Here is a 25230-nt window from a genome sequence, read left to right as displayed (position 1 = left end):
TCTTCCGAAATGGTTTTGTCTATATAGTTTATTATTAAAAAGCTTAATCTCTGTTTTTAACAACGATCCACCCTGAGTATTTTACAGGGGTGCTCAGTTTATCATTTTCATTCCAGCTTACGGAATACCAATAGTTTCCTGTAGGTACTTTCACTCCGCCTTTGCTGGTGCCTTCCCATTTATATCCGCTAAATTTATCCATCTGGAAGATCATGTTGCCATAGCGGTCAAAAATATTCATTACAAAGTTGGTCTTATTGGCTAAAGCAGAATAATCGATAAAATCATTGTAACCGTCGCCATTTGGAGTGATCACATTTACCAGATTAGGAACGACAATACTGATTTCTATAGGATCACAATCATAAGAATCCTTTACAAATATTGTCGCATCGCCTCTTTTGACATTATTGAATTCATTGGAATCCTGCCAGTTAATATTATCCATCGAATATTTATAAGGTGGCGTACCTCCTATTACAAATACTGTAACGGTAGTGTTTGAAATTTCGATACTGGAGACAACAGGCTGCTCGGAAGGATATACTTTTACATTCTGAACTACGGTACAGTCACCTGTTTTAAGTTTCACCCAATAAGTGCCAACCCCTACATTGGTGATAGATTGAGTGGTTGCCCCCGTACTCCACTCATAGCCATTAAATCCAGGTCCGGCATCCAGAGTTGTCCTGTCTTCCACACAGATAATTTTATCCTTAAGAACAGTGGAATAAACCGGAGGAATAACCACGAGTGTAATTTTAGCAATATTATAGCATCCCTGTGCATTGGAAACCCTTACATATACTACACCGTCAGGAGCCGTATAAGGTGAAGGCGTTACAATTTCATTGGTCTGATTGACCGCATCTGCCACTGAAGGATAATATTTCTTCCCTGCACCTGTTTGTGTGGTGACAGACGCTACCGTAAGATTAAAAGAGCCTAAGGAAGGAGTACCCTCAATGGCACAGGATCTTAATGTAGCATCAGTTACGACTACAACAGGATGAAATTTCAGTGTAATTTGTGCAACAGCAGTACATCCGAATGTAGAGATCACTTTTACATAAATCGTTGCTTCGGCAGAAGTAAATGCTGATGGATTTGTAATTTCATTGATGCCTGCATTCAGATCTGAAAGCGTGTTGTAATATTTTTTAGTTACCGTCGGATCTGCAATAACATCGGCTGTTGTCAGGTCAAATACCGCTGTTCCTGCATTATTGTTGTTACATTGGGTCAGTGTCGCATTTTTTGCAGTGATCTTACCATCCCTGAATTTAAATGTTCCGATCTGTTTACATTGATTCAGCGGACTGTTTGGATTGGTCGGATCGGTATAGCTGATACTATAATAATAAACAGAAGTTGTATTTACTGTTGTAGGAACAGTGATCGCATTATTTCCTGTCAACGCATCATTCTGACTCATATGATAGCTTACGCTGAAATGGGGATTTCCGTTTAAAATTCCTGCAGAAAGGGTAGAGAAATCAAATACGGCAGGGTTTGTACATATAACTACTTCTTTCGGATCTGCCGGATTAGCAGCAGGAACTCCCGGCGGGATGAACGGATACGGCTGTAAAGCAGGATCGGTAAACGGAGAAGCTAATGTTGCAGTTCCGCCCCATGTTAAAGAAAATGGCGCCGTTGTGCTGCTGGTACTGCTCACCCAGTTGTCAATAAACAAATAATAGGTTTGTCCGGGTAAAACATCCATGTATTTACAGTAAGGGGTAAGTGAACCTCCTAAAGCATTGGTTATCGTACTGGTCATATTTAATCCTGTAGCAGGTCCGGGGCCTATAACCGTTGCAGCGTTGCAGCGAATAGGTGATCCTAAAGCTCCACAGTTTACATTAGGACCGAAAATAGCCCAGTCATAGTCGGCATCCGGATTATTCGGAACCAGATCGAAGGTAAGCGTGCCTCCGGTGGCGATTGTAATTTTATACCAGATCGAATTGTGCTCTCCGGTTGCATCAATGCAGCTCCCTGAATTGACAAGCTCTTTGATGCTACCATATCCGGTAGGACTATAAGTAATATTGGAATTTCCACAGACTGCAAGAGCTGTCGCACAATCTGCCTGTGCAAAAAATATCTGGGAAATACCGAAAAAAATAAGAAGTAAAAGTTTTTTCATAGATATATAGTTTTTAGTAAATGATTTAAAAATCACATGGTAGGTGCTGATTTACAACACGTACATCAAATATACCTATAATTTAATCACAAACAATAGAATTTTAAAAATATTGAATTATTACAAATAAAAACACATAATAATTATGATATCCAACGATAAACAACAACTATTTTATACTTGTAATATTTCCGCACAGATTTTCCAGATGAAAAATTTTATGAAAAGGACTCTTCACTTCCTGCAGGTGTTCTTTGTCCTGGATGAAGGTATATCTGGATGCAATAGAATTCATATCGGATACAATCACCAGCCAGCATTCATCCACGGAAGTATCATAGTAAGGGAATTTTTCATTTTTCTTATCGATAAGCTCAAGGATTTTCTCGGAGCAAAGCTCATCGAACAGATTCATGCTGTATTCATGGGTAATAAAAACATTTCTCCGGTGAAAAGATTTTCTCATTCCTTTTACACATCCTACCGGCTTATTTTTTTTGATGCTTTTACAAATACTCAGGATATTTTCTTCCTGCTGTTCTATATTATCAAATTTAATATTCGGATAAAATTCTAAAAAATAAACACCACGATACTTCGCGGTGTCTTCCTGTTCTAATAATATTTCTGCCTGGCGGAACATTTTATTTAAAGTGCTTTCCACCTTTTTCATTTCCAGATGGTTGATCACTTCGGTCAGTTCTATGCCAATTTTCTTGTCGTTGAATTTTGCGATAAAGTCAGGGCTTTCGCAGGTAAGATCTTCAAATTTCACTTCGGGGAAGTGATGCATGAACGAATTAAGCAGCAGAATTTCAGATTTCTTTCTATACTTCTCGCGGTCATGAAGCAGAGATTCATCTATTTTACGGTGATATTTCTCCATCGGCTTTTTTTTCAAATGCCGGTTCATATAGTATAGGCTCAGATTCTTTATTAAATCTTCATCAGAAAATGTCTTTTTCATAAGTAATTTTTTTTAAGTAACCATAGAGCGCATGCCGCATTGACTTTCACCGTTAGAAGTTTTTGATTTTCAAAAAATTACATAATAAAGGTAAGTAAAAAAACTATTCACAGGATACTTTTAAATTAATTTATCAAATAATTAATGTAAAGTTTATTTTCATAATCAATACCTTTAGCGTTCAAATTATAAAACTGTGACTTATATGGATTTTAAAAACTTTAAAATACCTTACAACGTTAATCCACAATATTCTAAAAAAACCGTCTATTTTTCGATGGAATTTGCCATTGAACAGGTTTTAAAAATATATTCGGGAGGCTTGGGATTCCTTGCAGGATCCCATATGAGAAGTGCATATAACCTGAAACAGGACCTTATCGGGATCGGAATCCTATGGAAATTCGGTTATTACGATCAGGCGAGAAACCATGACCAAACTCTTCAGCCGGTATGGACGAGAAAAATGTACAGCTTCCTTGAAGATACGGGAATAAAATTCCAGATCGAAATCCACAGTGCCCCGGTATGGGTAAAAGTATGGTACCTTGATCCTGAAATTTTCAATACGGCACCGATGTTTTTTCTTTCTACGGATGTTCCGGAAAATGATCATGTTTCCAAAACGATCTGCCACAAGCTTTATGATGCCAATGAGTCTACAAAGCTGGCCCAGTATATTTTATTAGGAAAAGGAGGTGCCAAATTATTGGACGAAATGAATGCAGAAAGGGATGTGTACCACCTGAATGAGGCACATGGACTTCCTGCAGCATTTTACCTTCTGAAAAAGTATAACGGGGACCTGAACAGAGTAAAAGAAAAACTGGTTTTCACCACTCATACCCCGGAAGAAGCAGGAAATGAAAAGCATAATCTGAAACTGTGCTACGATATGTCTTATTTCTCAGGCTTCAGCATGGAAGATGTGAAAAGCATTGAGGGATCGGACGATGACCGTTTCAATCACTCGTTATGTGCTTTGAAAATGGCTCGGATAGCGAACGGTGTATCTAAGCTGCACGGTGTGGTTTCAAGGGCTATGTGGAGCAAATATCCGGGAATCTGCGAAATCACTTCCATTACCAATGCCCAGGAGTTTAAATACTGGGCGGATAAACCTCTTTACAATGCTAAAGATGAGAATGACGAAACCGTTTTCGATTACCGCAAAAAACATTTAAAGAAAAGGTTATTCACAATTGTTGCAGACCAAACCGGAAATCTGTTTAACCCAAATATTTTCACTATTGTCTGGGCAAGAAGGTTTGCCGGGTACAAACGGGCAGACTTACTGCTTCACGACAAGGAAAGATTCTACAAATTACTAAACAATCCAAAATACCCGGTGCAGATCATCTGGTCGGGAAAACCCTATCCGATGGACTACTCTGCTATTTCTACCTTTAACACACTGGTGGAAGAAAGCAAGAATCATAAAAACATGGCCGTTCTTACCGGTTACGAGCTTTCTTTGAGTAAATCTCTGAAGCAGGGTTCAGATCTGTGGCTTAACAACCCAAGGGTACCAAGAGAAGCTTCGGGAACTTCGGGAATGACAGCTGCCATGAACGGATCCGTTAACCTTTCTACCGATGACGGATGGATTCCTGAATTTGCCAAACCGGGAGAAAATTCATTTGTCGTTCCAAAAGCAGATTATATGAATATGAGCATCTACGAACAGGATACTTATGATCTGAATAAACTGTACGAAATCCTTGAAAACGAGATCCTTCCTACCTATTACGATCATCCGGACCGATGGAGAAAAATCCAGTATACGGCTATGGATGATGTTCAGGAACATTTTAACAGTGATAGAATGGCGGATGAATATTACAGGATATTGTATAATGGGCAAAAAGGCTAAGAAATTTAATTGCTTAACCCTTCAAAATAAAATTCCGGGAAAAATTTCCCGGAATTTTTATTTTGAGTCTAATCCTTTTTTTTCTTTGGTACCTTCAGCCCTTTTTCTCTGGCTTCGGAAATACCTATGGCTACTGCCTGTTTTTTACTGGTCACTTTTTTTCCTGAAGAAGATTTCAGTTTACCCTCTTTAAATTCGTGCATGACCTTTCCTACTTTGTCCTGAGCTTTTTCTGAATATTTAGTCTTGCTCATGATATAAAAATTTTAAGATTTTGGCAGGGATACCCCTAGTTCATATACTTCAGCGTGCTTCAAATATTTGGAGCGTTCTCTTGAAGTTACCGATTCAAAATGATCATTCTTGATCACAATGATCGGGTCTTCTGCATTTTCAATCTCGAAATTGGCCAGATACCTTTCGTCCGGTGCATCCTGGCGTATTTTTGCCTTTATTTTCTGTAGTTCATCTGCGTATTTTCTGAATCCGGGATCAGAGGAATGGATAAATTTATATTCGTCACCGGCATATACATAATAATGAAGTCGTTTTTCAATGAGTCCTGCTTCATGGGTGATCTGAGGATTATCATTCCCATCTTTAAAACCTACTTCCACCAAAGTTCCCCCTTTTTTGTTTGCACATTCTTCCGCATCTTTGAAACTTGAAAATCCAGTATAAACAATCTGATCAGCTAAAACATAGCGGTTCAGTTTCTGGTTGTATGCATTCGTTTCCATAATTATTATTTTAATTTGATATGCTGTTATACATTCAATTTTTTTGCCAAAACCAACAGAAAAAAAGCTTTTTTGTCCATTTAATAAAATTATTATCTTTGAAATCCATTAATAATAGAAATGAAAAAACTACTCTTAACTCTTACTGTAGCTGTAGCATTCCATAATGTATCTGCGCAGGAAATTACTTTAGATAAAATATATTCAGGATATTACCGCGGAAAAGGCATTGCCGGGATTACATCCATGAAAAACGGAGAGAATTACCTGGTTATTGAGCCGGCCGGAATTGCCAAATATTCTTACAAAACTTCACAAAAAGAGGGCAACATTGTGGACGGTAAGTTCGAAAGCTACGAATTTTCCGATGATGAGTCGAAAATCCTTCTTTTAACAGAAAGCCAGCCTATTTACAGACATTCCTTTCTGGGAAAATTTGATGTAAAAGACCTTAAATCAGGGAAAACAATCAGCCTGAATGAAGGAAAAACAGTTCAGGAACCCAGATTTTCTCCTGATGCCACGAAAGTAGCATTTATCTCTGAAAATAATTTATTCTACCAGGATCTGGGCACGGGGAAAATTACCCAGATTACCAGTGACGGAAAGAAAAATTCTATTATCAATGGACTTGCAGACTGGGTATATGAAGAGGAATTCGGGCATGCAAGACAATATGAATGGACCAAAAACTCGGATGCCATTGTATTTGTAAAATCCGATGAAAGCCTGGTTCCGGAAATCTATATCCCGATCTATGGGAAAACGCTTTACCCAACAGAAATGCGTTATAAATATCCTAAAGCTGGAGAAAAAAACTCTATTGTTTCTGCGCAGCTGTACCGTCTTGATACGGGAAAAACAATGCCGATCAACCTAAGTTCTTTCAAAAATTATTATATCCCGAACGTAATCCAGACCGCAAAACTTGACGAAATGGTTCTGATTACTTCTGAAAGAATTCAGAATGCTTCCGATATTTTAAAGTTGAATACCAAAACCGGAGCCGTTCAGAAACTATTCACAGAAACGGATGAAAAATGGATCGATACGGACAGTCCTACCCTAGAGTTCCTTGAAGATGATTCCTTCCTGTGGGCTTCTGAAAGAGATGGAAACCGCCATCTGTACTGGTACGACAAAGACGGAAAGCTAAAAAAGCAGATTACAAAAGGAAACTGGGAAGTGACGGATTATTACGGTTTCAATCCGAAATCTAAGGAAATTTATGTTCAGACCACTGAAAAAGGAAGCATTAACAAAGTTGTTTCCAAAGTAAATATTGAAAACGGAAAATCCCAGCTTATTTCTAATGCGGAAGGAAACAATTCTGCCAACTTCAGTAAAAATTACAGTTATTTCATTGAAACATCTTCTACCGCTGCAAGACCTTACACTTATGTTTTGAAAGACGGAAACGGAAAAACAGTAAAAGAACTTCAGAACAATAATGAGCAGCTACAGAAATTAAAAGCCGATAATTTTGCAGATAAAGAATTCATTACCATTCCAAATGACGCCGGTGACCAGATGAATGCATGGATCATGAAGCCTAAAAACTTTGATCCTAATAAAAAATATCCGCTGTTTATGTACCAGTATTCCGGACCCGGATCTCAGCAGGTTGCGAATTCGTGGGATAATGGTAATGCTTTGTGGTTTAATCACCTTGTGCAGAAAGGGTATATCGTTGCCTGTGTAGATGGCCGTGGAACAGGTTACAAGGGAAGTAAATTCAAGAAAGTGACCTATATGAATTTAGGAAAATATGAAATTGAAGATCAGATTACTGCTGCAAAATGGTTTGGAAAGCAATCTTACATCGACAAAACAAGAATCGGAATGTTCGGATGGAGCTTTGGAGGTTATATGACCAGCTTAGCAATGACGAAAGGAGCAGATGTTTTCAAAGCCGGAATTGCCGTAGCGCCGGTAACGAACTGGAGATATTACGATTCGGTTTACACGGAAAGATTTATGAGAACCCCTCAGGAAAATGCTGACGGATATGATAAAAATTCTCCGACAGAATACGCCAATCTATTGAAGGGTAAATTCTTACTGATCCACGGGACTGCCGATGATAATGTCCATTTCCAGAACTCTATGGAATTTTCCGAGGCTTTGATTCAAAACAAAAAACAATTTGAGTTTATGGCTTATCCGGATAAAAACCATGGAATTTACGGCGGACAGACAAGACCACAGCTGTATCAGAAGATGACAGATTTTATCTTGAATAACTTATAATTTTTTTTAAATAAATTTTCAGAGCCTCTCCATCACTGGAGAGGTTTTGTATTTATATTATTAATCATTTTCATAAAATATTATTTATTTTATCAATTAAAATTAAAAACCTATTTTTGGGAAATTTGAAAATTGATTATATGAAGACTAAACATCCTAAAGGCCTGCCCTTCCTCTTTTTCACAGAAATGTGGGAGCGTTTCGGGTACTATCTGATTCTTGGAATCTTTGTTCTTTATGTCATTGAGCCTACCGGACTGAAAGGAGGACTTGGACTTCCGGACAAAACTGCTGATGATATTTTCGGAACCTATATCGCTTTAACTTACCTCACCCCTTTTCTTGGAGGTTTTTTGGCTGACAGGGTTTTAGGGTATATTAAATCTATTTATCTGGGAGGAATACTAATGGCAGCCGGCTACATAGGCATGGGTGTTTTCAAGGACCTTCCTCTTTTTTACGGTTCCTTAGCATTAATTATCATTGGGAATGGTTTCTTTAAGCCTACCATTTCCACACTTTTAGGAAACCTTTATTCTGAAGAACCTTATAAAGCCAATAAAGACTCCGGCTATAATATTTTCTATATGGGGATCAATATCGGGGCGTTCATCTGTAACATCATTGCAGCGTTTATGCGTAATAAATTTGGCTGGGGCGAAGCTTTCATCACAGCAGGAGTAGGAATGCTCGTTGGTCTGATTATTTTTACGATCGGAAGAAAACACTATATCCATGCCGCACAGATGAAACCTGTAGAAGAAGGAGATACCAAACTTTCCGAAATTTTAATTAAAGTTTTTGTTCCTGCCATTGCAGTAGGAGCTATAGGATGGTTTGTTCCCGGAAATATTTTCGGAAGCGACAGTACGGATGCCTTCATTTTTGCCTGTGTTCCTGTTATTTACTTTTACGCTTCCCTTTACTTTAAGGCTAAGCCGGAAGAGAAACCTTCAATCGGGGCCCTGCTTTCCGTATTTTTGATCAGTATGTTCTTTTGGGCGGTTTTCAAGCAAAATGGTACGGCTCTTACAAGATGGGCCAATTATTATACGGACAGAAGTGTTCCCGCTTCTTTGGAGAAACCTCTTGAAAACATATACATGGTGGACGGAAAGAGTTATGAAGACAAGGAAGTTCCCGTATACGACAACCAGTTCCAGTCTCAGAAAGACAAAGATGGAAATACCATTAAAGAAACCGGAAAAGACGTATATTTCAAAAATATCTCTACTGAACAGCGTGCTGCCTTAGAGAAAAATCCGGAAACGAAGGTCTACTTATACAATACGGAATTATTCCAATCTATCAATCCGTTCTGGGTAATCGCCTTAACACCGGTTATCGTGGGATTCTGGGCCTTATTAAGAAGAAAAGGAAAAGAACCTTTGACGCCTACAAAAATTGTTTTGGGGCTGTTTATCTCGGGGTTATCATGCCTTGTAATGGTTCTTGCCGTAATGGCCGGGGATAACGGAGCTGTAAAAGTTTCACCATTATGGCTTGTAGCTGGTTATGGAGTCATTACCATCGGGGAATTATGCCTTTCACCTATGGGACTTTCTTTTGTGTCCAAACTTTCTCCGGCAAGAATTACAGCTTTGATGATGGGAGGTTTCTTCCTTGCCAACTCGGTGGGAAATAAGCTTTCAGGTATCCTGGCCAGTACCTGGTACAGCTACGATAACAAGATGAATTACTTCCTTGTTAATTTCGCTTTATTAATATTTGCTACACTTTTAGGGCTGTCTATGTTAAAAAGATTAAACAAGATCATGAAAGAAAAAGGACATTAATCCTTATTTATCATAAAGAATATCAGGCTGCAGAATCATTCTGCAGCTTTTTTATTTAAATATAAAATTAAAACCTTGCCAAAAACCCAAAAAAAACTATATTTGTCAGTCTTAACAAAAATTAACAATAGAATGGATAATACTGAAGCATTAAGTCCGAAACCGGATGAATTTGTAGAGAACAAGAATTCAAGGCATCCAAAAGGATTGTGGGTTCTTTTCGGAACAGAAATGTGGGAGCGTTTCAACTTTTATGGGATGAGAGCCCTTTTAACGCTCTTTATGGTAAATTCCTTATTAATAAAAGAAGCGGATGCGGCAATCATCTACGGTGGATTTTTAGCTTTATGTTATTTAACGCCTCTTTTGGGAGGTTTCATTGCAGATAAGTACATCGGAAACAGAAATGCCATCTTAATCGGTGGATCTTTAATGGCAATCGGCCAGTTTCTACTGTTTATCAGTGCTTCCACCTTCTCTGCTGATCTTGGCAGCTCCAAAATGATTATGTGGCTGGCTTTATTCGTTATCATCTTCGGTAATGGATTTTTTAAACCTAATATTTCCTCAATGGTGGGGAGCCTTTACCCTAAGCAGGAAAAATCCAAATTAGATTCTGCTTTCACCATTTTCTATATGGGAATCAATATCGGAGCATTCCTTGGCCAATTTATCTGTCCGTACGTAGGAGACGTGAAAGATGCTGCCACAGGAGTAAGAGATATTTTCGCGTTCAAATGGGGATTCTTAGCGGCTTCAATTGCAATGATCATTGGAACGGTAACATTCTTCATCCTTAAAAACAAATATGTGGTGACCCCGGAAGGAAGACCTATCGGTGGATTGCCAAAACATAATACAAGTGAGGATTTTGAGGAAGGTGAAACACAAACTGCTAAATTCTCAGGAACATCATTGGGTATTACAGGACTTATTTTTGTAGTTCTATTCTTTGTTTTCAGGTATTTATTAGTGGGTGAATTCGGATTCAGCTCTGTAGAAATGGGGCAGTTAATTAAAGGAATTATCTATCCTTTCATTTACGCAGCCGGTATTTCCCTGGCATTCCTGATCATGACTTCTGCAGAAAACAAAGTGGAAAGACAGAGAATCTGGGTAATTTATATCGTATCCTTCTTTATTATTTTCTTCTGGGCAGCATTTGAACAGGCAGGATCTTCATTAACGTTCATCGCAGATAACCAGACAGACAGAAATATTTTCGGCTGGAATATGCCGCCTTCAATGGTTCAGATCTTTAATGGTATTTTTGTAGTTCTGTTAGCAGTTCCGTTCAGTTTAACATGGGATAAGCTGAGAGCAAAAGGAAAAGAACCTGTATCTCCTTTCAAACAGGCAATGGGTCTGGCACTAATCGCTCTTTCTTACTTCATCATTGCACACAATGTAAAAGATCTTGGAAATTCAGGATTATTGGCTATCAAATGGTTAATGCTTCTATATTTCATCCAGACTTGTGGTGAGCTTTGCTTATCTCCAATCGGTCTTTCATTGGTTGGTAAACTGGCTCCAAAGAGGTTTGCATCTTTATTATATGGTGTTTTCTTCATTTCCAATGCTGCGGGTTATGCCCTGGCAGGTTCATTGGGAGCTCTTATTCCTGCAACAGGGGATAAGTTTAAGAAAGCAGAAGAAATCGGGGTCAACCTTCAGGATGTCCTAGATAAAAAAGTAACTCTTACTGCTGATCAGACAGCAGCGTTTGAAAAGGCTCAGCTACCATTACACAATCCTACATTTGCAGGATTTGAGATCCACAACCTATTTGAATTCTTTATGGTATTCGTAGTACTTTGTGGTATCGCATCTGTTATTTTGGCGTTCCTTTCTCCAATATTAAAGAAAATGATGCACGGTGTGAAATAACCGCATCAATTAATATAATAAAAACCTCTGCAAAGTCAGAGGTTTTTTTTATTTTCGTACGATGGAAATCTCCGAAGATTCTTTATTCCAGTCCGTAAAGGAAATTATTAGGCAGTCGCGCGAAAAAGTATTTCGGATCGCGAATTCTACTTTATTGCTTACTTACTGGCAGATAGGAAAACTGATCGTGGAAGATGAGCAACAGGGAAAAGAACGTGCCGAATACGGAAAACAAACATTAAAGAATCTTTCTAAAAAACTTTCTCTGGAATTTGGAAAAGGTTTTGATGAGAGTAATTTAAGAAATATGCGTTCTTTTTACCAGACTTTTCCAAAATGTGACGCATTGCGTCACGAATTGAGCTGGACCCATTACAGACTTCTTGTAAGGCTTGATCACATTGATAAAGTGAACTATTACATCACTGAGACTATTCAGAATAATTGGAACTACAGGGATTTAAAAAGACAGATCAATTCACTTGCCTACGAAAGAGTTCTGGAGCATAAAAAATCTCCGGCAGAAAACATCCACAGCTTATTAAAAGATCCCTACATCTTCGAATTTTTAGGTTTAACAGCGGATCAAAAAATATCAGAAAAAGAAATTGAGACTGCCATTATTGACCATATTCAGAAATTCCTTCTGGAATTTGGGAAAGGATTTGCTTTTGTGGCCCGGCAGCAGCATATTTCCACTGATACTTCAGACTTTTATATAGACCTTGTTTTTTACAATTATATTTTAAAATGCTTTGTCATCATCGACCTTAAGACCGGAGAACTCTCCCATCAGGACATCGGACAGATCGATATGTATGTAAGAATGTATGACGATCTGAAACGTGGCGAAGGCGATAATCCTACTATTGGAATTCTACTCTGTTCAGAAAAAGACGAAACTATCGTAAAATATTCTGTTCTGAATGACAAAAACAACCTCTTTGCCAGCAAATATCTTCTTTACTTACCAAAAGAAGAGGAATTAAAAGAAATCATAGATCAGGACAGAATCCGTTTTGAACTGGATCAAAAAAATAATAACAATCCTTAATTAAAAATTATCATATACAATTATGAGCTTAACTCTAGAAGAAATACAAAATTTTAAAGGAAAATATCCTAAGCAGATCTGGAGCCTGTTTTTCTCTGAAATGTGGGAGCGATTCTGTTTCTACGGAATGCGTGGGATGCTGGTTTTCTTTATGATCTCGCAGCTTAATTTCCATGAAAAAGAAGCCAATCTTCAATATGGTGCAACCCAGGCATTCGTATATGCCTTTACCTTTGTAGGTGGTCTTTTCGCCGATAAAATCCTTGGATTCAGAAAATCTCTCTTCTGGGGCGGGCTCCTGATGATCGTCGGAAGTTTAATCCTGGCAACCGATCCACACAAATTCTTTTTCTTAGGAATTGCATTTACTGTAGTAGGAACAGGGTTCTTTAAACCTAATATCTCATCCATGGTCGGACAGCTTTATAAGCCTAACGATTCACGTGCTGATGCCGGATTTTCTCTTTTTTATGCAGGAATTAATCTCGGTGCCTTACTTGGTGGATATTTATGTATTGCCATTGGAAAAGGAGAAGTATTAAGTAGCGTTATTCCGGAAGGAATGAGATGGAATATTGCCTTTGGACTGGCAGCAATAGTAATGGTAATCAGCCTTATCAACTTTATTTTTACCCAGAGAACCCTGGGAACCATTGGTCTTCAACCGGGACATCCGTTGGCAGAAGTAAAATCTGCTCCGATACCGAAATGGAAAGAATACGGCGTCTATGTACTATCTCTCATTTTCGTTCCGATTATTATGACAATGGTAGCCAAAACGGAATACACGGATTATTTTATGTGGACCATCGGTCCTTTAACATTGATCTACCTTTTCTATGAAATGTCCAAAGTAACTTCATCAGAACGTAAAAAACTTTGGGCGGCTTTAGTTTTCATCATCTTCTCTATTCTATTCTGGGGAATCTATGAACAAAGTGGAGGCTCACTAAGTATTTTTGCTGCTAAAAATCTTAATAAAGACCTTTTCGGACTTGATCCGAATGGGGTAAATAATTCAGGAGGAGCATTTTTCATTATTTTTCTAGCCCCACTTATCGGGCTTCTTTGGATCTGGTTGAATAAAAGAAAAATTGAACCCAATACCATCGTTAAATTCGGTTTAGGATTTATTTTTCTTGGAATTGGTTACTATGTTTTATTTGCAACCAGACTTTTTGCCGACCTTCAGGGAATAACATCGCTGAACTTCTTTACACTTGCACTGTTGATTATTACTCTTGGTGAACTTTGCCTTTCTCCGATCGGTTTATCGATTATGACTAAGCTTTCAACCAAAAACCTGCAAGGAATGATGATGGGGATGTGGTTTCTGGCTTCGGCTTACGGGCAATATGTTGCAGGGATTATTGGTGCCGGTCTTGCCACAGCAAAAGAAGGATCTACCAATTATGATGCTTTGATCACTTACACCGATGGATATAAACAATTGGGATTGTATGCGGTAATTGCCGGTGTGGTATTAATTTTGATATCTCCGTTTGTGAAAAAATTAATGCAGGATGTAAAATAACGTAAGCAGATTATGCTTATTTTTATGTTAAATATCAAATTATGAAAAAAATTATAAGCATAATTCTATTATTACTAATAAATTTCAGTTTTGCGCAAATAAAATGGATGACCATTGAAGAAGCTTTAAAAGCCCAAAAGGAAAATCCGAAAAAAATTCTGATCGATTTTTATGCAGACTGGTGTGGCCCATGTAAAATCATGGATAAAAAGACATATGGTCATGCTGTAATTGCACAGATCTTAAATGAAAATTATTATCCCGTAAAATTCAATGCTGAAGAAAAAAAATCAATTGAAGCTTTCGGAAGAACATTTTCCAATGATAATACCGAACATAAAAAGGGAAGAAATTCCCTGCATGAATTTACTCAGTATATGAACGTCGGAGCAGTTCCGAGTACTGTATTTCTGGATGAAAATGGTGGGCCTATTACGATCCTTCAGGGAGAGCTTTCTGCCAGGGAATTAGAACCTTATTTAGAATTTATTTCTAAAGATATGTTTAAAAAGATCCGGTCCAGAGAACAGTGGGAAGATTATCAGAAGAAATTCAAATCTAAAATAAAAGATTAAACCTTACAACGGCTTTCCAATTGGAAGCCGTTTTTTTGATTTTATTTTAGAGAAAAATTTTAATCTTAAGTCTATTTTCCCGAAATTAGGGCTCATTTTTAAAATGACTTTAGAGACCTCTATAGAATATGTAAAAGGAATTGGTCCTGACAGAGCCAAACTCATCAAAGGTGTGTTGGGCCTTTCCACTGTAGAAGATCTTCTGAACTTCTACCCTATCCGGTATCTGGATAAGAATAAAGTATACAAAATTTCCCAGCTTGAGGAAAACGCTATTGAGGTACAGCTGAAAGGAAGAATTACACAGGTCCAGGAAGTACAGACCGGAAAAACCAAAAGGCTTTCTGCAAAATTCAATGATGATACGGGAACAATGGACCTGGTATGGTTTCAGTATTCAAAATGGCTGAAAGAGCAGATTCCGGTGAACCGTGAGGTTTATATTTTCGGGAAGATCAATGTTTTTAACAGGCAGTTTTCCATGCCCCATCCTGAAATTGAAGCTGAAGAAAATAAAGAAAACGACAGCCGCCTGAAACCTATCTATCCCGGTTCGGAAAAGCTTACCAAAAGAGGTCTGAATCAGAGGTTTTTCCAGAATGTTCTAAGAAATATCTGCAAGGAGATTCCCAGCCTCATTGAGGAAAATTTCCCTGAATATATGATCAAAGCCTTTAAGTTTTTATCCCGGCAGCATACTTTTCTGAATATGCATTTCCCAAAGGATATGGAACATTTTGAAAAAGCTGACAACAGGCTGAAATTTGAAGAATCCTTTTTTTTCCAACTGGGTTACGCCCTTAAAAAGCTCCATCATAAAAGTCATTCACCTGGAAATCCGTTTCCTGTGGTAGGTGATCATTTTAACGATTTTTATAATCATCATATTCCCTTTGACCTTACCAATGCACAAAAGAGGGTTTTAAAGGAGATCCGTGTGGATATGAAAAGACCGATCCAGATGAACAGGCTTCTTCAGGGAGATGTTGGATCCGGGAAAACAATGGTCGCTTTGCTTACAATGCTCATTGCTATGGATAATGGCTTTCAGAGCTGCATGATGGCTCCCACTGAAATCCTCGCCCAGCAGCATTACAATGGAATTAAAGACCTTTTAAAGGAAACAGGTATAAATGTACGCCTGCTGACAGGTTCTAGTAAAACTTCGGAAAGAAAAATCATTCATGAAGAGCTGGAAAACGGCACCCTTTCCATATTGGTAGGAACTCACGCTGTTTTGGAGGATAAGGTAAAATTTAAAAACCTTGGCCTGGCTATCATTGATGAACAGCACAGGTTTGGAGTAGCACAGAGAGCAAAATTATGGGCTAAGAATAAAATTCCTCCCCATATTCTGGTGATGACTGCAACTCCTATTCCCAGGACGCTGGCTATGAGCTTTTATTCTGATCTGGATGTTTCTGTGATCGATGAAATGCCTGTGGGAAGAAAGCCTATCATTACAGCGCACAGACGGGAAAAAGACAGAACCTATGTGTATAATTTCTGCAGAGACGAGATCAGAAAAGGAAGACAGGTTTATTTCGTGTATCCATTAATCGAAGAATCGGAAACTTTAGATTATAAAAACCTGATGGAAGGTCTGGATCATGTGATGAATGCATTCTCTGATTATAATGTTACGATGCTTCACGGAAAAATGAAGCCTGCTGAAAAGGATGCCGCAATGAATTATTTCGCCTCCGGAAAAGCAGAAATTATGGTGGCAACTACGGTTATTGAAGTGGGTGTTAATGTCCCGAATGCTTCTGTAATGGTTATAGAAAGCTCAGAAAGATTCGGGCTTTCCCAGCTTCACCAACTGCGAGGACGCGTAGGAAGGGGTGCGGAACAAAGCTATTGTATCCTTATGACGTCAGACAAATTATCGAAAGAAAGCAGAACCCGTATCAGGACCATGACGGAAACGAATGACGGATTCAAGATTTCTGAAGTCGACATGCAGCTCCGGGGGCCGGGAGATATTTTAGGAACGCAGCAGAGCGGGGTTGTAGATTTTAAAAGACTTGATCTTGTGAATGACTCCGCCATTATCAAAACAACAAAAAATACGGTTGATAAAATCCTGGAAGCAGATCCGCATCTGAACAGACCGGACAATATGATCATTAAAAATTACTATTTGAAATACTATAGGGGAAAGAATAAATGGAGTAAAATTTCATAAAAAAACCGCGTAAAGAAAAATCTTTCCGCGGCCCCCTTATAAAACTGTTATTTAGAAGAAATTACTTTTTTGATCTTAAAAATTTATTTTAATAGTAAGAACTAATATTTTGTGATTTGGTGAGAAAATATTTATATACTATTTGAATTTTTCAGTCCTGACTATTAAAATAAATTAAAAAACAAAATGAATTATTTTTCCAACTTGCTTATTATAAAAACTAACTGTTCAAGTTGAAGGAAGTGGGAATGAAACGAATAAATACCCTCCAACTTTCTTAAGTTTTCATGATTGTACCGTTTTGTTTAAAGATCTTCTATGCTTTATAGCTGGAAATAAACATAATTCATTTTGTTAAAACTAACATTGTGATTTATATCTTGTTTTCTATATGAAATAATCTATTTTCTTATCATCCATTGCTTTTATATATAAATAATTTGTGTTGCAATGTTTATGTTTACAAAATTGATCATATTGCGTGGATTTCTTCTTATATTATTTTCATTATTAATTATACAATTTTCACTTTTGTGTGAATAGAATGTATTGAATATAATTTCTTTTCAGAAAACAATTGCTGAAAAAAACTCTATTCATCATACTTTCATAATAAAGTTATCTATATTCAATCCTGAAGAATGATACTGCCAGTTGATTGTAATAATTTCTGTGACTGCCTTTTTCAGCCCTTCGTAAGTCTCCGGCTGTCTCATAAAAACATGAGCTCCGGCAACGAATATTTCTTCAATTTCAGCCTCAGAAATCTGCTGAGCATACATGACAATTACTATGGTACTGAATTTAGAATCTGCTTTAATTTCTTTCAGATAATCCATACTATGCTTTCCCGGCATATCATACCTTATAAAGATTACTTCCGGAATAATGGCCCCGCAGTTTTTCAAATATTTCATAAGTCCTTCCCCATCCGAAAAACACTGCGATTTCACACCTATCTTTAAATCTTTGAAAATATTTTTAAAGAATATTATGTTTCCTTCGTCATCATCTACCGTTATTACATTCAGGTATTCTTTATTCATACAGCATTTTTGAATTTATGGCTATCGCTTGGTTTTTTCTTCTTTTCATAACGATCTTCTGGAACTGGGAAGGGGTAATTCCGGTAGTATTTTTAAATTGGGTACTCAGATGCGCTACACTGGAATAATTCAGCTTATGCGCAATTTCTGTAAGACTCTGTTTATTATTCAGGATCAGCTCTTTGGCATATTCTATTTTCTGAAGGATGATAAAATTTTCTATTGATGTATAGGCAACCTCGGAAAAAAGATTGGAAAGATATCCATAGCTGTGATTCAGCTTTTCAGCAATATAAATGGATGCTTTAACGGGAACCGCATTTTCGGAAAAAACAAGCTCTACGATGACATCTTTTATCTTCTGTACTAAAGCCGTTTTCTGGCTTTCTATAATTTCTATTCCGTAATCTTTAAGATTTTTCTTAAAAAGATTATGCTGTTCCTGGGTAAAGGGCTCATAGAATTCCACTTCGCCAAAGTTCAGCAGGCGGTATTTCAGCCCATGCTCTTTTAGCTTTTCATCCAATACTTTCTTACAGAGAGCATTGAAATCAAATTTTACATACATTTTCATCCTGGTATAAGTGTGTTGAATTTCGAAGTAAATATAATAATTTATTTCATTTAAAAGTGAAATAGAATTATTTTTTTAACATAATGTATAAAAAGAAAAAAACTCCTGCATATTGAATACAGGAATTTAAACACTAAGGATGAAAAAAATATACTGATAAAAAGCTACGAAAGCTCAAAACCAAGCATATGAATGTATTATTGAAAGTGATTTGGTTCTGATACAAAGATGAATCAAAAAAAAACATCACTTGTTATAGAATTAAAATTAAATGTTACAGAATTTTAAGTCAATCATTTGTGAAATACATACTCCATTAAATAATCGTCCATCACGAAATTTCCACCTATATCCAAAACCACTTCATCATATACTCTGTATCCCTGAGATTCATAAAATTTTTTAGCAGAATTCACTTTATTTACGTTTAAAATAATTCTTTCATTTCCACTTTCAGATACTTTGTCTTTTAGAAAGATCAATGCCTCTTTACCAAATCCTTTTCCTTTACTTTCAGGAACCAAATAGATACGATGGAGCTTTGTAGTTCCTGCCTCATAATTGTTTTCGTAACCCATAAAGCCTTCAAACGAATTATTATTTTCATCAAAAATCAGATAATAATGATAATCCGGGTTTTGAAACTGGCTTAAAATTTCTTCATCCGAATACATTTTATCCAGCATATATTCTATCTGTTCCTGGGAAATAATTCCCACATAAGCACTTTCCCATGATCTTCTGGCCAGATCCCGGATCAATGGAATATCTTTTTCTGTTCCTTTTTTTAATTTCATGTTTTCTAATTTTACAATTAAAAAAAGGTGAAAAGCCGCAGCTTTTCACCTTTGATATTTTTGATGTCAATGGTGAATCGTCAACGGTACATTTTAAGATTGACTATTCACTTGTAAATTTCACAATTGACTTATTAAATTTTCGCCATTTCAGCCTTGATCCTCGCATAAAGTCCTTCTGAAGCAGGAACTAAAGGAAGTCTCAAATAATTTTTAATAATGCCTTTTTCCGCAAGAACCACTTTAATCCCGCATGGATTTCCTTCTGCGAAAATAAGTCTTGTAATATCAACCAATTTATTGTGGATTTCATAAGCTTCTTTTACTTTCCCCTCGAAAGCCAGCTGAACCATTGTGGAAAATTCTTTAGGATATCCCTGCCCTATAACAGAAATTACACCATTTCCACCAGCTAAAGTTACCGGAAGCGTATATTCATCATCTCCAGAAACCAGTGAAAACCCTTCAGGCTTTTTCCTTAAGATATCAAAATACTGAAGAATATTCGGTGCCGCTTCTTTAATCATGAATAAATTCGGAAATTCATTAGCAAGACGGATCGTAGTATCAGCATCAACATTCTGCCCTGTTCTTGACGGAACGTTATAAATAATGATATTTTTACCGGTAGACGCCAGCATTTTATAGTGTTGGTAAAGTCCTTCCTGATTAGGTTTGTTGTAATACGGGGACACAGAAAGCACCGCTTCAAATGCAGAAAGATCTGCTTCTTCAATCTGTTTCTTAACTTCAAGAGTATTATTGCCGCCAATTCCCAAAACCAGGGGAACACGTTTATTATTAACCTTAATGATATGATCAATCACCTGTTTCTTCTCCTCGTCAGAAAGAGTTGCAGCTTCTGCCGTAGTTCCCAAAACAACTAAATAATTGGTTCCGTTTTCGATATTAAATTCAACAAGTTTTGTTAAACTATCAAAATCAACGGATAAATCTTCATTAAAGGGTGTTACCAATGCAACACCTACTCCTTTTAAAATGCTCATCTGTTAGAATTATTTTTGCCAAATTTAATAATTTACGACAAGAATTTGTAATAAATAATAATGTTTTATTATACATATAATTATATTTGCATATACTAAAAGATATTATGAAAAATAAATTCTTGTTACTAGGAATTGCTCTGGCTACACTTACTGCCTGCAAAACAGCATCTACGCTGCAGCTGGCCCAAGTTCAGCCCCAGAAAAACATTTCTATTAATAATGAGCTAAAAAATGATGAGGCGTTTGTAAATGTTATTGAACCTTATAAGCAGAAACTGGATAAAGAGATGAACCAAAAGATCTCCCATACCAGTATAGACCTTACAAAACAGGGAGATAACAGCAATCTTGGAAATCTTTTGGCCGATTATACTTTTGAAGGTGCCGATGCATGGACGAAAAAGAATCTGAATAAAAACGTAGATGCGGCCCTGATCAATATCGGAGGAATACGTACTACAATCGGAAAGGGTGATATTCTCCTGAAAAGTGTTTTTGAAGTAATGCCTTTTGAAAATGAGGTGATTATCGTAAAAATGAAAGGATCGGATCTCCAGGGACTTTTTGATTACTATGCAAAAACCCAGGTCAACAATCCTGTCTCCCACTTATATATTGAAACCAATAATGGACAGCTCACCAAATCCCTGATTAATGGTCAACCTGTAAATCCTTCGCAGGATTATTATATTGCCACATCAGATTATCTGGCACTTGGCGGGGACAATATGAAATTCTTTTCCAAAGGAGAATCTATTTCCACAGGAATCAGATTAAGGGATCTTTTCATTGAATATTTTAAGAAAACTCCTGAAGTGGTTCCGAATACAGATGCTCGTTTAAATTTTATCGGTAAGAAATAATGGATAGAAAAAGATTTTTAAAAGTAATAGGTGGCGGATCTTTAGCAGCAGCTTTAGCTCCCAATATGATGATGGCGGAAGAATTGAAATTCAATCCTTTCAAATCTGCAAATAAACTGACTATTCTTCATACCAATGACCAGCACAGCAGAATTGAACCTTTTGATGCAAGCTATACCAAAAATCCCAATCAGGGTGGTTTTGCCAGAAGAGCAAGCCTGATACAGCAGATCCGAAGCCAGGAAAGCAATGTTCTTCTCCTGGATTCCGGTGATATTTTTCAGGGAACTCCCTATTTCAACTTTTTTGGAGGTGAACTGGAATTTAAACTGATGTCTATGATGAAGTATGATGCTTCCACGATGGGAAACCATGATTTTGACAATAGCCTGGATGGTTTCTTAAAAGTGCTTCCCAATGCACAGTTTCCATTCATCTGTTCAAATTATGATTTCAAAAACACGGTTCTGGACGGAAAAACTTCACCCTATAAAATCTTTAATAAAAATGGAATAAAGGTTGGAATTTTCGGAGTAGGCATTCAGCTGGACGGTCTTGTAGGCAAAAAACAATATGGAGAAACCGTATATTCGGATCCGGTAGATGTAGCACAGCATTATTCCAATTTTCTGAGAAATGAACAAAAATGTGATCTTGTCATCTGCCTTTCTCACATAGGCTATGACTACAAAGATGAACCTGATAAAATAAGCGACAAAATTCTGGCTGCCAAAACAGAAAATATTGATATTATCCTGGGCGGACATACCCATACTTTTTTACCTGAACCACAAACATTCACCAACCGACAGGGTAAAAATGTCCTGGTCAACCAGGTAGGATGGGCAGGTCTTCTTCTTGGCAGAATAGATTTTTACTTTGACGCAAATAAAAACGTAAAGCATATTTCCTGGAACAACCAGGCAATAGACAGCAGCATAACCGTATAATATGAAAAAACTCTCTTTAATCTCTCTGGGTATTTTAGCCTCCCTGCAATTTATGAATGCGCAGGTTATTTCATCAAAAAAATGGACGGATCTCTTTTCCTATAATAATGTCCTTGCCATGAAGGAAGATAATGGAAAAATAATTGCCGCCACTGAAAACGGGATATTCTATTATACCATTTCAACCGGGGAGATTACAAAGCTGTCAAAAGCTAACGGACTCCATGACGTCAGTATATCTGCCTTTGATTATAATCCACAAACTAAAATAGGGATTATAGGATACGCAAATGGTTCGATGGACGTTATTACTCCGCAAGAGATTAAATATATTGTTGATATTCCTATCGCAACCGGTTATAACGGAAGTAAGAAAATCAATCATATTTCTATTACAGGAGATCAGGCTGTAATATCTGTAGGATACGGGGTTTCCATGTTTAATATTAATAAAAAAGAATTCGGAGATTCTGCATTCTTTGTGAACGGTGGTGTATATGAAGCCAGTAATGAAGCAGCCATGTTCGGAAATAAAGTTTATTCGGTAACAAATACCGGCCTTAAAAGCCATGAAATGAATACTACGTTTCCTGTATTTTCTACATGGACAAATGAAATACCAGGATCATACAAACATATTGATGCTGAATCGGCACTTATATTTTCTTCTTCCAATGCTGCGTATATTTACAATAACGGTACGGGCACACCATTACCGGCGAGCTTTTCAAACATCCAGGATATAGTCATCAATGCAAACAATATTATTGTAACGGATAACAGAATATATACTTTTGGATTAAACGGAGTATCGCAGAATGCCATAAGTGTAGGAGAAGACTGTAATACAGCAATTACCGCCGGCGGAAAAATATATGCAGGAACAATATTGTCCGGAATAAAGGAAGAAAGCGGAACTACATATAAACCATCAGGGCCATATTCCAACTCTTCTTATAAGATTAACCTGTATGATAATAACCAAATGCTTGTGTCATCAGGATCAAGAGTGAATAGGTATAATCAGCCTGCAGACAATCCGAAAAAGCCTGGATTCTATTATTTTAACGGTACTGAGTGGCTACGTTCTTCCTTTTTTTCAACAACGACTGCACCAATAAATGTATTGGATGCCGTATTCAATCCGGCAGATACCAATGAAGTTTTTTTTACCAACTATACGGTTACTGCACAGGGTGTTTATAAAATGAAGTATAACGCCAACAGTAAAGATTTTGATTTTGTGAAGCGATATGATCTGGGATCGCCAGGTGATTATTCCCATCGTCCTGTAGGTTTTGCCCATGATCCGCAGAATAATCTTTTTGTTTCCTTCGGGTTCAACTATGGAAGCCCCTCTATAGGTATCTATGACAGAGGAACTGATGATTTTGTCATAAAAAAATTCGGAATAACAAGTGATGGTGCTCAAACACCGGTTTATTATGAAAATATGGTATGGTTCCCGCTTCCAAGAACTAATAATTTTATTGTATACGATTATAAAACCCCTACCAACCTTTCGGATGATACGGATTATATATTAAAAGACACCAACGGGTTTGCAGGAAATTCAAAAGGAACTTTATCTGTAGCTTTCAGCAAATCAGGAGACGCCTGGATCGGTACCGACAGTGGTTTAAGAATATTACCTAATGCTGCTACCGCAATAAAAGATCCGGATCCTAAAGTGGAACCTATTATCATAGAACAGGGCGGACTTGGAGAAGAACTTTTCAGAGACGGACAGATACTACAGATAGAAGTGGATGCCGGGGATTACAAATGGCTTTCTGTAGACGGAGGAGGAGTATATTATCTTTCTGCCGATGGACAGCAGACTATAAAACATTTTACAAAAGAAAACTCGCCTCTTCCTACCAATTCCGTTACCGATATAAAAGTTGACAGAAAAACAGGGAAGGTATATTTCGTCACTTTTAATGGTATTGTAGCCTATCAGGGAGACGTTGCAGATGTGAATGCCAATTTCGGCAATGTAGTAGTTTATCCTAACCCTGTTGTGTATTCAAACTTTAAAGGAAAAGTAACCATTAAGGGACTTGCGGAAAAAACTAATATCAGAATCACAGATGCGGCAGGAAATGTAATTCATTCTGCGGTAGCCAGAGGTGGTTATTATGAATGGGACCTCAATAATCAAAAGGGTACCAGAGTAGCTTCAGGTATTTATTTTGTCCTGATGACTAATGAAGACGGATCAGATAAAGCTACTGCAAAAATAGCTGTAGTTAATTAATGAATTCACAAAACGGATTTTTATTATCATTCATAAAATATGGTGAAAATGATGCAGTCTTGCATTGTTTTACAGAAGAGGACGGCTTTCAGACGTATTTCGTAAAAGGTATTTATTCCAAAAGAAATAAAAAGAAAGCCCTGCTCCAGCCATTAAGCTTGCTTAATTTCACAGTTAATCCTGCAAAAGGAAACGGAATTCCGCTGGTTTCAAAATTTGAGCTGGTGAAAAACCATGATACGTATACGGATATCAGAACCAATACTGTAATTTTCTTCATATCAGACTTTCTGAATCAGGTTCTGAGACACGAAAATAAGAACCCAGGGCTTTTCTTCAGTATTGATCAGTTCATAGACGAGTTAATGTCTAAAAATTACCAGTGTCATTTGTTGTTTTTAATTGCAGTATTGAAAATCCAGGGAGTTGCACCCCTGATGCATGATGGGCCTTATCTGGATCCGGAAACCGGAACATTTTCCGAGCTCCCTGCCCATCAGCTGTTCACTAATGAAATTTCCGGATTATGGAAAAAAATTCTCTGCGCAGAAAACCTTTATGCAACAAAAATTCATTCCTCACAGCGAAAAGATTTTCTGGACAGTATTTTAGTATACTATCATTATCATATCACAGATTTCAAAATCCCGGCATCGCTTGAAGTGATACAGCAGATCTTTGAATAGCAGAAAATATTCGAGGTTATAAAGATCG

General features: G+C 37.2%; 20 protein-coding genes. 12 read left to right on the top strand and 8 right to left on the bottom strand.

Annotation, left to right across the window (positions count from 1 at the left end; translation table 11 throughout):
- Nucleotides 1-43 precede the first annotated feature (43 nt).
- Entirely contained in the window at nt 44-2152 is a 2109-nt protein-coding gene (locus BUB03_RS19905) for a T9SS type B sorting domain-containing protein (protein WP_073066435.1), read from the bottom strand.
- A gap of 169 nt (nt 2153-2321) precedes the next feature.
- On the bottom strand, nt 2322-3119 hold the full coding sequence (locus BUB03_RS19900) for a hypothetical protein (protein ID WP_073066433.1): 798 nt from the start codon (nt 3117-3119) through the stop codon (nt 2322-2324).
- Nucleotides 3120-3324: 205 nt separating this feature from the next.
- Between BUB03_RS19900 and glgP the strand changes: the two genes are divergently transcribed.
- Nucleotides 3325-4992 (top strand): alpha-glucan family phosphorylase, encoded by a 1668-nt coding sequence (gene glgP / locus BUB03_RS19895; RefSeq protein WP_040996806.1) that lies wholly within the window; start codon nt 3325-3327, stop codon nt 4990-4992.
- A 68-nt stretch (nt 4993-5060) separates the two neighbouring features.
- On the opposite strand, the gene BUB03_RS19890 is transcribed toward glgP, so the two are convergent.
- The gene (locus BUB03_RS19890; protein WP_073066431.1) at nt 5061-5246 is read right to left on the bottom strand and encodes a DUF6496 domain-containing protein; all 186 of its coding nucleotides are present in this window, start codon (nt 5244-5246) and stop codon (nt 5061-5063) included.
- Between the two features lie 12 nt (nt 5247-5258).
- On the bottom strand, nt 5259-5732 hold the full coding sequence (locus BUB03_RS19885) for a hypothetical protein (RefSeq protein WP_040996808.1): 474 nt from the start codon (nt 5730-5732) through the stop codon (nt 5259-5261).
- Between the two features lie 120 nt (nt 5733-5852).
- Between BUB03_RS19885 and BUB03_RS19880 the strand changes: the two genes are divergently transcribed.
- The 7 genes from BUB03_RS19880 (at nt 5853) to recG (ending at nt 17016) form a co-directional block, all read left to right on the top strand.
- A complete protein-coding gene (locus tag BUB03_RS19880; RefSeq protein WP_073066428.1) occupies nt 5853-7982 on the top strand; it encodes a S9 family peptidase in 2130 nt (709 codons plus the stop codon).
- A 140-nt stretch (nt 7983-8122) separates the two neighbouring features.
- Nucleotides 8123-9778 (top strand): peptide MFS transporter, encoded by a 1656-nt coding sequence (locus BUB03_RS19875; RefSeq protein ID WP_073066583.1) that lies wholly within the window; start codon nt 8123-8125, stop codon nt 9776-9778.
- A gap of 132 nt (nt 9779-9910) precedes the next feature.
- Entirely contained in the window at nt 9911-11665 is a 1755-nt protein-coding gene (locus BUB03_RS19870) for a peptide MFS transporter (protein WP_073066426.1), read from the top strand.
- A gap of 61 nt (nt 11666-11726) precedes the next feature.
- Nucleotides 11727-12719: a PDDEXK nuclease domain-containing protein gene (locus BUB03_RS19865; protein ID WP_040996814.1), complete on the top strand. Its 993-nt coding sequence runs from the start codon at nt 11727-11729 to the stop codon at nt 12717-12719.
- Between the two features lie 22 nt (nt 12720-12741).
- Nucleotides 12742-14253, top strand: coding sequence for a peptide MFS transporter (locus BUB03_RS19860; RefSeq protein ID WP_040996816.1), 1512 nt, complete (start codon nt 12742-12744; stop codon nt 14251-14253).
- 41 nt (nt 14254-14294) lie between these two features.
- A complete protein-coding gene (locus tag BUB03_RS19855) occupies nt 14295-14828 on the top strand; it encodes a thioredoxin family protein (RefSeq protein ID WP_040996818.1) in 534 nt (177 codons plus the stop codon).
- Nucleotides 14829-14931: 103 nt separating this feature from the next.
- Entirely contained in the window at nt 14932-17016 is a 2085-nt protein-coding gene (recG, locus tag BUB03_RS19850) for an ATP-dependent DNA helicase RecG (RefSeq protein ID WP_073066423.1), read from the top strand.
- Nucleotides 17017-17615: 599 nt separating this feature from the next.
- Here the strand turns inward: recG and BUB03_RS19845 are convergent.
- From BUB03_RS19845 to dapA, 4 genes are all read right to left on the bottom strand, one after another.
- A complete protein-coding gene (locus tag BUB03_RS19845; RefSeq protein ID WP_073066421.1) occupies nt 17616-18062 on the bottom strand; it encodes a response regulator in 447 nt (148 codons plus the stop codon).
- Entirely contained in the window at nt 18055-18636 is a 582-nt protein-coding gene (locus BUB03_RS19840) for a helix-turn-helix domain-containing protein (RefSeq protein WP_073066417.1), read from the bottom strand. Before BUB03_RS19840 ends, BUB03_RS19845 begins: the two co-directional genes overlap by 8 nt.
- Nucleotides 18637-18929: 293 nt before the next feature.
- On the bottom strand, nt 18930-19433 hold the full coding sequence (locus BUB03_RS19835) for a GNAT family N-acetyltransferase (RefSeq protein WP_040997097.1): 504 nt from the start codon (nt 19431-19433) through the stop codon (nt 18930-18932).
- 134 nt (nt 19434-19567) lie between these two features.
- A complete protein-coding gene (gene dapA / locus BUB03_RS19830) occupies nt 19568-20440 on the bottom strand; it encodes a 4-hydroxy-tetrahydrodipicolinate synthase (RefSeq protein WP_073066414.1) in 873 nt (290 codons plus the stop codon).
- A gap of 107 nt (nt 20441-20547) precedes the next feature.
- Between dapA and BUB03_RS19825 the strand changes: the two genes are divergently transcribed.
- Genes BUB03_RS19825 through recO form a run of 4 tightly spaced genes read left to right on the top strand, consistent with a single transcriptional unit; the run spans nt 20548 to nt 25202 of the window.
- The gene (locus BUB03_RS19825; RefSeq protein WP_073066412.1) at nt 20548-21306 is read left to right on the top strand and encodes a 5'-nucleotidase C-terminal domain-containing protein; all 759 of its coding nucleotides are present in this window, start codon (nt 20548-20550) and stop codon (nt 21304-21306) included.
- Nucleotides 21306-22256 carry a bifunctional metallophosphatase/5'-nucleotidase gene (locus BUB03_RS19820; protein WP_073066409.1) on the top strand — a complete coding sequence of 317 codons (951 nt, stop codon included), beginning with the start codon at nt 21306-21308 and terminating at the stop codon, nt 22254-22256. The genes BUB03_RS19825 and BUB03_RS19820 overlap by 1 nt, the downstream gene beginning before the upstream one ends.
- Nucleotide 22257: 1 nt before the next feature.
- The gene (gene porZ / locus BUB03_RS19815; protein WP_073066407.1) at nt 22258-24516 is read left to right on the top strand and encodes a type IX secretion system anionic LPS delivery protein PorZ; all 2259 of its coding nucleotides are present in this window, start codon (nt 22258-22260) and stop codon (nt 24514-24516) included.
- Complete coding sequence (gene recO / locus BUB03_RS19810) at nt 24516-25202, top strand: DNA repair protein RecO (protein ID WP_073066405.1); 687 nt, start codon at nt 24516-24518, stop codon at nt 25200-25202. The genes porZ and recO overlap by 1 nt, the downstream gene beginning before the upstream one ends.
- Nucleotides 25203-25230: the final 28 nt, after the last annotated feature.

Source organism: Chryseobacterium oranimense (assembly GCF_900129755.1).
Classification (GTDB): domain Bacteria; phylum Bacteroidota; class Bacteroidia; order Flavobacteriales; family Weeksellaceae; genus Chryseobacterium; species Chryseobacterium oranimense.
This window is presented reverse-complemented; position numbering and strand designations above follow the sequence as displayed.

Coding starts and splice junctions, on each gene's coding strand:
- BUB03_RS19905 (WP_073066435.1), bottom strand. CDS start 2,152: ATGAAAAAACTTTTACTTCTTATTTTTTTCGGTATTTCCCAGATATTT.
- BUB03_RS19900 (WP_073066433.1), bottom strand. CDS start 3,119: ATGAAAAAGACATTTTCTGATGAAGATTTAATAAAGAATCTGAGCCTA.
- glgP (WP_040996806.1), top strand. CDS start 3,325: ATGGATTTTAAAAACTTTAAAATACCTTACAACGTTAATCCACAATAT.
- BUB03_RS19890 (WP_073066431.1), bottom strand. CDS start 5,246: ATGAGCAAGACTAAATATTCAGAAAAAGCTCAGGACAAAGTAGGAAAG.
- BUB03_RS19885 (WP_040996808.1), bottom strand. CDS start 5,732: ATGGAAACGAATGCATACAACCAGAAACTGAACCGCTATGTTTTAGCT.
- BUB03_RS19880 (WP_073066428.1), top strand. CDS start 5,853: ATGAAAAAACTACTCTTAACTCTTACTGTAGCTGTAGCATTCCATAAT.
- BUB03_RS19875 (WP_073066583.1), top strand. CDS start 8,123: ATGAAGACTAAACATCCTAAAGGCCTGCCCTTCCTCTTTTTCACAGAA.
- BUB03_RS19870 (WP_073066426.1), top strand. CDS start 9,911: ATGGATAATACTGAAGCATTAAGTCCGAAACCGGATGAATTTGTAGAG.
- BUB03_RS19865 (WP_040996814.1), top strand. CDS start 11,727: ATGGAAATCTCCGAAGATTCTTTATTCCAGTCCGTAAAGGAAATTATT.
- BUB03_RS19860 (WP_040996816.1), top strand. CDS start 12,742: ATGAGCTTAACTCTAGAAGAAATACAAAATTTTAAAGGAAAATATCCT.
- BUB03_RS19855 (WP_040996818.1), top strand. CDS start 14,295: ATGAAAAAAATTATAAGCATAATTCTATTATTACTAATAAATTTCAGT.
- recG (WP_073066423.1), top strand. CDS start 14,932: ATGACTTTAGAGACCTCTATAGAATATGTAAAAGGAATTGGTCCTGAC.
- BUB03_RS19845 (WP_073066421.1), bottom strand. CDS start 18,062: ATGAATAAAGAATACCTGAATGTAATAACGGTAGATGATGACGAAGGA.
- BUB03_RS19840 (WP_073066417.1), bottom strand. CDS start 18,636: ATGAAAATGTATGTAAAATTTGATTTCAATGCTCTCTGTAAGAAAGTA.
- BUB03_RS19835 (WP_040997097.1), bottom strand. CDS start 19,433: ATGAAATTAAAAAAAGGAACAGAAAAAGATATTCCATTGATCCGGGAT.
- dapA (WP_073066414.1), bottom strand. CDS start 20,440: ATGAGCATTTTAAAAGGAGTAGGTGTTGCATTGGTAACACCCTTTAAT.
- BUB03_RS19825 (WP_073066412.1), top strand. CDS start 20,548: ATGAAAAATAAATTCTTGTTACTAGGAATTGCTCTGGCTACACTTACT.
- BUB03_RS19820 (WP_073066409.1), top strand. CDS start 21,306: ATGGATAGAAAAAGATTTTTAAAAGTAATAGGTGGCGGATCTTTAGCA.
- porZ (WP_073066407.1), top strand. CDS start 22,258: ATGAAAAAACTCTCTTTAATCTCTCTGGGTATTTTAGCCTCCCTGCAA.
- recO (WP_073066405.1), top strand. CDS start 24,516: ATGAATTCACAAAACGGATTTTTATTATCATTCATAAAATATGGTGAA.